The 6,589-nt window shown below is 77.9% G+C and carries 1 protein-coding gene; it reads right to left on the bottom strand.

All coding sequences use genetic code 11. From position 1 onward, the window contains the following. Positions 1-6,589, bottom strand: a 6,589-nt coding sequence (locus BG452_RS27330) for a type I polyketide synthase (RefSeq protein WP_188307023.1), incomplete at both ends; no start/stop codon positions are given.

The following is a 6,589-nucleotide window of genomic DNA, read 5'->3' as shown; positions in this document are numbered from 1 at the left end:
AGGCGCGGGCGAGGCCGTGGGCGGCCCGGACGGCACGGTGCGCGGCGGTGACGGGGTCGCCGTCGTCGGCCGCGGTGAGGCGGTGGACGACGGTGGCGGGTGCGGGCTCGCCGGCGTCGAGCGCGGCGGTGAGTTCGGCGAGGTCGGCGTAGGCGCGGGCGCCGAGGGTGGCGGCGAGCGCGTCGTCCTCGCCGAGGACGGCCAGGTGGTCACGGCGGTCGGCGGGAGTCTCGACCGGGGCCCAGTCGACCGCGTAGAGCGGGTCGGCCACCGGAGCGAGGTGCTCGGCCGCGATCGGGCGGACGGTGACGGCCTCGGCGGTGAGCACGGGGGCGCCGTCGGCGTCGGCGGCGGTGAGCGTGTGGCCGCCGTCGACGGCCGGGGCGAGCCGGACGCGGAGCGCTGCGGCGCCGGTGGCGTGGACGGTGACGCCCCGCCAGTCGGCGGGCTGGGCGGGGTCGGCGCCGCCCGGTTCGGTGCCGCCCGGTTCGGTTGCGGCGGGCAGGGCGGCGAGCAGGGCCTGGAGCAGGCCGGGGTGGACGCGGAAGCCGGCCGTCTCGGTGCGGTGCTCCTCGGGCAGGGCGACCTCGGCGAACAGCTCGTCGCCGCGCCGCCAGCGCGCCAGGACGGTACGGAAGCGCTCGCCGTACTCGGCGCCTTCCACCGTCTCCACCGCCGTGGCGTCGCGTGGCGGCCAGTCCGTGAGGGGCGTGCCGGTGGCGGCGCGGCCGCTCAGGGTGCCGGTGGCGTGGCGGGTCCACGGGGTGTCGTCGGGCGCGCCGGTCGGGCGGGCGTGGACGGTGAAGGCCCGACGGCCGTCGGTGTCCGCCGGTCCCGCGGTGAGCTGGAGGTCGACGGTGCCGTGCTCGGGCAGGGTCAGCGGGGTGAGCTCGGTGAGCTCGGCGACGGTGGGGCAGCCGGCCTCGTCGCCGGCCCGCACGGCCCAGTCGAGCAGCGCGGTACCCGGCACGACGACGGTGCCGCGCACCCGGTGGTCGGCCGTCCACGGGTGCGTCGTGGTGCCGAGCCGGCCGGTGAGCAGCACGGTGTCGGTGTCCGCGAGGCGGACGGCGCGGTCCAGCCCGCAGGGGTCGAGGGGCGCGCCCGTGCGGGCGGCGTCCTGGGCGAGCCAGTAGCGGCGGCGCTGGAAGGCGTAGGTGGGCAGGTCGACGGTCCGGCCACCGACGAGGGCGGGCCGCCAGTCGATCCGCACACCCCGCACGTGGGCCTCGGCGAGGGAGGTCAGCAGCCGGGCCGGGCCGCCGTCCTCGCGCCGGACGGTGCCGAGCACGACGGCCCGGGCGCCCGCGTCGGCCGCGGTGTCCTCGACGGCCATGGCGAGCACGGGGTGCGGGCTGCATTCGAGGAAGGCGTCGTGGCCCTGGGCGAGCAGGGCGCGGACGGACTCCTCCAGGCGGACGGTCTGCCGCAGGTTCCGGTACCAGTACCCGGCGTCGAGCGGGGTGTCGCCGAGCCAGTCGGCGGTGACGGTGGAGAAGAACGGGATGCGGGCCCCGCGCGTGGTCAGCCCGGCGAGTTCGGCGCGGAGGGTCTCCTCGATCCGCTCGACCTGGGCGGAGTGGGAAGCGTAGTCGACGGGGATCCGCTTGGCCCGGACGCCGTCGCGGGCGCAGCCGGCCAGGAGGTCGTCGAGGGCGTCGGGCTCGCCGGAGACGACGACGCCGGCCGGGCCGTTGGCGGCGGCCACCGAGATCCGGCCGCCGTAGGGCTCGATGCGGGTGAGGACGTCGGCGTGGGCCTGCGGCACGGACACCATGCCGCCGTGGCCGGAGAGGTCGCGGGCGATGGCCTGGCTGCGCAGGGCGACGACCTTCGCGCCGTCCTCCAGGGAGAGCGCGCCGGCCACGCAGGCGGCGGCGATCTCGCCCTGGGAGTGGCCGAGGACGGCGGCGGGGGTGACGCCGTGGGCCTGCCAGCAGGCGGCGAGCGCGATCATGGTGGCCCAGAGGGCGGGCTGGGCGACGTCGACGCGGTCGAGCGGGGGTGCGTCGGGCTCGCCGCGCAGGACGGCGCCGAGCGACCAGTCCGTCCAGGGGGCGAGGGCCTGTTCGCAGGCGGCGATCCGCTCGGCGAACTCGGGCGAGGCGTCGATCAGTTCGGCACCCATGCCGGCCCACTGGGAGCCCTGGCCGGGAAAGACGAGGACGGCCCGGCGGTCGCGCCCGGCGGCGTGCCGGCCGGTGACGACGCCCGGGGCGGGCGTGCCGTCGGCGAGCGCGGCGAGGCCTGCGCGCAGGTCCTCGACGTCCGTGCCGACGACGGCGGCGCGGTGCTCCAGCAGGGCGCGGCCGGTGGCGAGGGAGTGGGCGAGGTCGAGCGGCGCGGCGGCGCCGGTGTCGGTGCCGGTGTCGGTGTCGGGGGCGTCGAGGTGGTCGAGCAGGGCGCGGGCCTGGCCGCGCAGGGCCTCGGCGCTGCGGGCGGAGAGCAGCCAGGGCAGGGCGGGGCGCTCGGGCGCGGGCACCGGAGCCGCCGGCTCGGGGGCCTGTTCGAGGATCACATGGGCGTTGGTGCCGCTGAGGCCGAAGGAGGAGACGCCGGCGCGGCGGGGCCGTCCGGTGGCGGGCCAGTCGCGGGGCTCTTCCAGCAGCTCGACGGCGCCCTCCGCCCAGTCCACGTGCGTGCTGGGCCGGTCGATGTGGAGGCTCTGCGGGAGGGCGGCGTGCCGCAGGGCGAGGACGGTCTTGATCACCCCGGCGACCCCGGCGGCGGCCTGGGTGTGGCCGAGGTTGGACTTCACCGAGCCGACGAGGAGCGGGAGTTCGCGGTCCTGGCCGTAGGTGGCGAGGAGCGCCTGGGCCTCGATCGGGTCGCCGAGGCGGGTGCCGGTGCCGTGCGCCTCGACGGCGTCCACCTCGGCGGGCGTCAGACCGGCGTCGGCCAGCGCGGCCCGGATCACCCGTTGCTGCGACGGGCCGTTCGGGGCGCTGAGCCCGTTGGAGGCGCCGTCCTGGTTGACGGCGGAGCCGCGCACGACGGCGAGCACCGGGTGCCCGAGGCGCCGCGCGTCCGAGAGCCGCTCGACGAGCAGCACGCCGACGCCCTCGGAGAAGCCGGTGCCGTCGGCGGCGTCGGCGAAGGGCTTGCAGCGCCCGTCGGCGGCCAGGCCGCGCTGGCGGGCGAAGTCGACCGGGATCATCGGCGTGGACATCACGGTGACGCCGCTCGCGAGGGCGAGCGTGCACTCTCCGCCGCGCAGCGCGCGGATCGCGAGGTGGAGCGCCACCAGGGACGAGGAGCACGCGGTGTCGACGGTGACGGCCGGGCCCTCCAGACCGAGGGTGTAGGCGACGCGCCCGGAGATCACGCTCGCGGCGTTGCCGGTGCTGACGTACGGCGCGGCCTCCTCGGGGACGCGGCCGACCCGGTCGAGGTAGTCGCTGGAGGACAGGCCGGCGAACACGCCGGTGCGGCTGCCGCGCAGCGTGCCGGGGTCGATGCCGGCGCGTTCGATGGCCTCCCACGAGGTCTCCAGGAGGAGCCGCTGCTGCGGGTCCATCGCGAGGGCCTCGTTGGGACTGACGCCGAAGAACGCGGCGTCGAACCCGGCGGCGTCGGCGAGGAAGCCGCCCTCGCGGGTGCGGGAGGAGTCGGGGTGGTCGGGGATGCCGTCGTAAAGGCGGTCGAGGTCCCAGCCGCGGTCGGCGGGGAAGGCGGCGACGGCGTCGGTGCCGGTGGACAGCAGCGTCCACAGCTCCTCGGGGGTGGCGACGCCGCCGGGGAAGCGGCAGGCCATGCCGACGATCGCGATCGGCTCGTCGGCGGCCTGCAGCACGGTGCCGGCCCCGGTCGCCGTGCCGGTGCCGGTGCCGGTGAGGCCGTCGGCGAGGTGCCCGGCGAGCGCCCCGGGGGTGGGGTGGTCGAAGACCAGGGTCGCGGGCAGCCGCAGCCCGGTCGCGGTGTTGAGGCGGTTGCGCAGTTCGACGGCGGTCAGCGAGTCGAGGCCGAGCTCGCGGAAGGTGCGCGCGGCGTGGACCTGGTCGGCCGGGGAGTGGCCGAGGACGGCGGCGGTGCAGCCGTTCACCAGGTCGAGCAGCGCCGCGGTGCGGTCGGCCGCGGTGAGCCCGGCGAGGCGGGCGCGGAGCCCGTCGGCGGCCTGGGCGCTCTGCGCGGTGCGGCGGGCCGGGGTGCCCACCGATGAGCGCAGCAACGTCCGCAGCAGGGACGGGAGTTCGGCCGCGCCGCGGGCTCGCAGGGCGGCGGTGTCGAGGCGGACGGGCACGAGGAGGGCGCGGTGGTCGGCGAGGGCCGCGTCGAACAGGGCGAGGCCGTCGGGGGTACTGAGGGTCAGCGCGCCGGACTGCTCGGCGCGGGCCCGGTCGGTCGCGCCGAGGTGCGCGGTCATCGTGCTGGCCTGCGCCCACAGGCCCCAGGCGAGGGCGGTGGTGGGCAGGCCGGCGACGCGGCGGTGCTGGGCGAGGGCGTCGAGCCAGGCGTTGGCGGCGGCGTAGTTGCCCTGGCCGGGCGAGCCGAAGACGCCGGCGGCGGAGGAGAACAGGACGAGGTCGGCGAGGTCGAGGCCGCGGGTGAGCTCGTGCAGGTGGCGGGCCGCGTCGGCCTTGGGGCGCAGGACGGCGGCGAGCCGGTCGGGCGTCAGGCCTTCGACCACGCCGTCGTCGAGGAGTCCGGCGGCGTGGACGACGGCCGTGAGCGGGTGCTCGGCGGACACGGCGGCCAGGAGGGCCGCCAGGGCTTCGCGGTCGGCGGCGTCGCACGCGGCGACGGTGACCTCGGCGCCGAGGGCGGTCAGCTCCTCGGTGAGGGCTGCCGCGCCGGGGGCGTCGGGGCCGCTGCGGCCGGCGAGCAGCAGGTGCCGCACGCCGCGTGCGGTGACCAGGTGGCGGGCGAGTTCGGCGCCGAGGGTGCCGGTGCCGCCGGTGATCAGGACGGTGCCGTCGGCGGCCCAGGGGCGCGGGACGGTGAGCACGATCTTGCCGGTGTGCCGGGCCTGGGCCATGTACCGGAAGGCCTCGCGGGCGCGGGTGACGTCCCAGCAGGTGAGCGGGAGCGGCCGCAGGGCGCCCTGCTCGAACAGCTCGACCAGGTCGGCGAGCATCTGCCCGATCCGCTCGGGCCCGGCCTCCTGGAGGACGAAGGCCTGGTAGCGGGCGCCGCCGTGGGCGGCGGCGACCTCCTCGGCGTCGCGGACGTCGGTCCTGCCCATCTCGATCAGCCGCCCGCCGGGGCCGAGGAGGCGCAGCGAGGCGTCGATGTACTCCCCCGCGAGGGAGTTGAGGACGACGTCCACGCCCGCGCCGCCGGTGGCGGTGCGGAAGCGCTCCTCGAAGTCGAGGGTGCGGGAGGAGGCGATGGCCGTGTCGGGCAGGCCGTCGGCGCGCAGGAGGTGCTGCTTGGCCTCGCTCGCGGTGCCGTAGACCTCGGCGCCCCAGAGGCGGGCGAGCTGGGTGGCGGCCATGCCGACGCCACCGGTCGCGGCGTGCACGAGGAGGCGTTCGCCGCGCTGGAGGTCGGCGAGGTCGCGCAGGGCGTAGTAGGCGGTGAGGAAGACGACGGGGACGGACGCGGCCTGGGCGAAGGTCCAGCCCCGGGGGACGCGGGCGAGCAGGCGGTGGTCGGTGACGGCGAGCGGGCCGAACCCGCCGGGGACCATGCCCAGCACGCGGTCGCCGACGGCGAGTCCGGTGACGCCGGGGCCGAGTTCGCGCACGACGCCGGCGGCCTCGGAGCCGAGGAAGCGGGCGCCGCCCGGGTACATGCCGAGGGAGTTGAGGACGTCGCGGAAGTTGAGGCCGGCGGCGTGGACCTCGATGCGGACCTCGCCCGCTTCGAGCGGCGCGGCCGTGTCGGGGCTCGGCAGGAGTTCGAGGTTGTCGACGGTGCCCTTGGTGCGGATGTCGAGGCGCCACGGGCCGTCGGGCACGGGCAGCGGCTCGGCGGTGTGGGCGCGGGCCAGGCGGGGGGCGTGGGCGGCGCCGTGGCGCAGCGCGAGCCGGGGTTCGCCGGTGGCGAGCGCGGCGGGCAGGGCGTGCCAGGAGGCGGGGTCGTCGTCCAGGTCGGCGAGGACGATCCGGCCGGGGTGCTCGCTCTGGGCGGAGCGGACGAGGCCGTGGACGGCGGCGGCGGGCAGGTCGTGGACGTCCTCGGCGGGGTCGGCGGCGACGGCGCGGCGGGTGGTCACGAGCAGGGTGGTGTCGGGGCGGTCGTCGGCGAGCCAGTCCTGGAGGACGGCGAGGGCGCGTTCGAGGGCGGCGAGCGGGTCGTCGCCGGTCAGTCCGACGAGCGTCACGTCCGCCTCGTCGGTGAACGTGATCCCCGCCCCGGCGAGGGCCGCCGCGTGGGCGGGCGGCTCGCCGAGGACGGACCAGCGGGCGGGGGCCGGTCCGGGCTCGGGGAGGGTCAGGGCCGGCCAGTCGACGTGGAAGAGCGCCTCGCGGGCCACCCGGGCGGCCGGATCGAGGGCGGCCTGGGCGAGCGGGCGCACCGCCAGTGCCTCGATGGCGGCCACCGGGCGGCCCGTCGGGTCGGCCATCTCGACGGACACCGTGTCGGGCCCGGCCGGGGTGAGGGTCACCCGCAGCGCGGTGGCCCCGGCGGCGTGGAGGGTGACGCC

Source organism: Streptomyces sp. CBMA123 (genome assembly GCF_014596465.1).
Classification (GTDB): Bacteria; Actinomycetota; Actinomycetes; order Streptomycetales; family Streptomycetaceae; genus Kitasatospora.
This window is presented reverse-complemented; position numbering and strand designations above follow the sequence as displayed.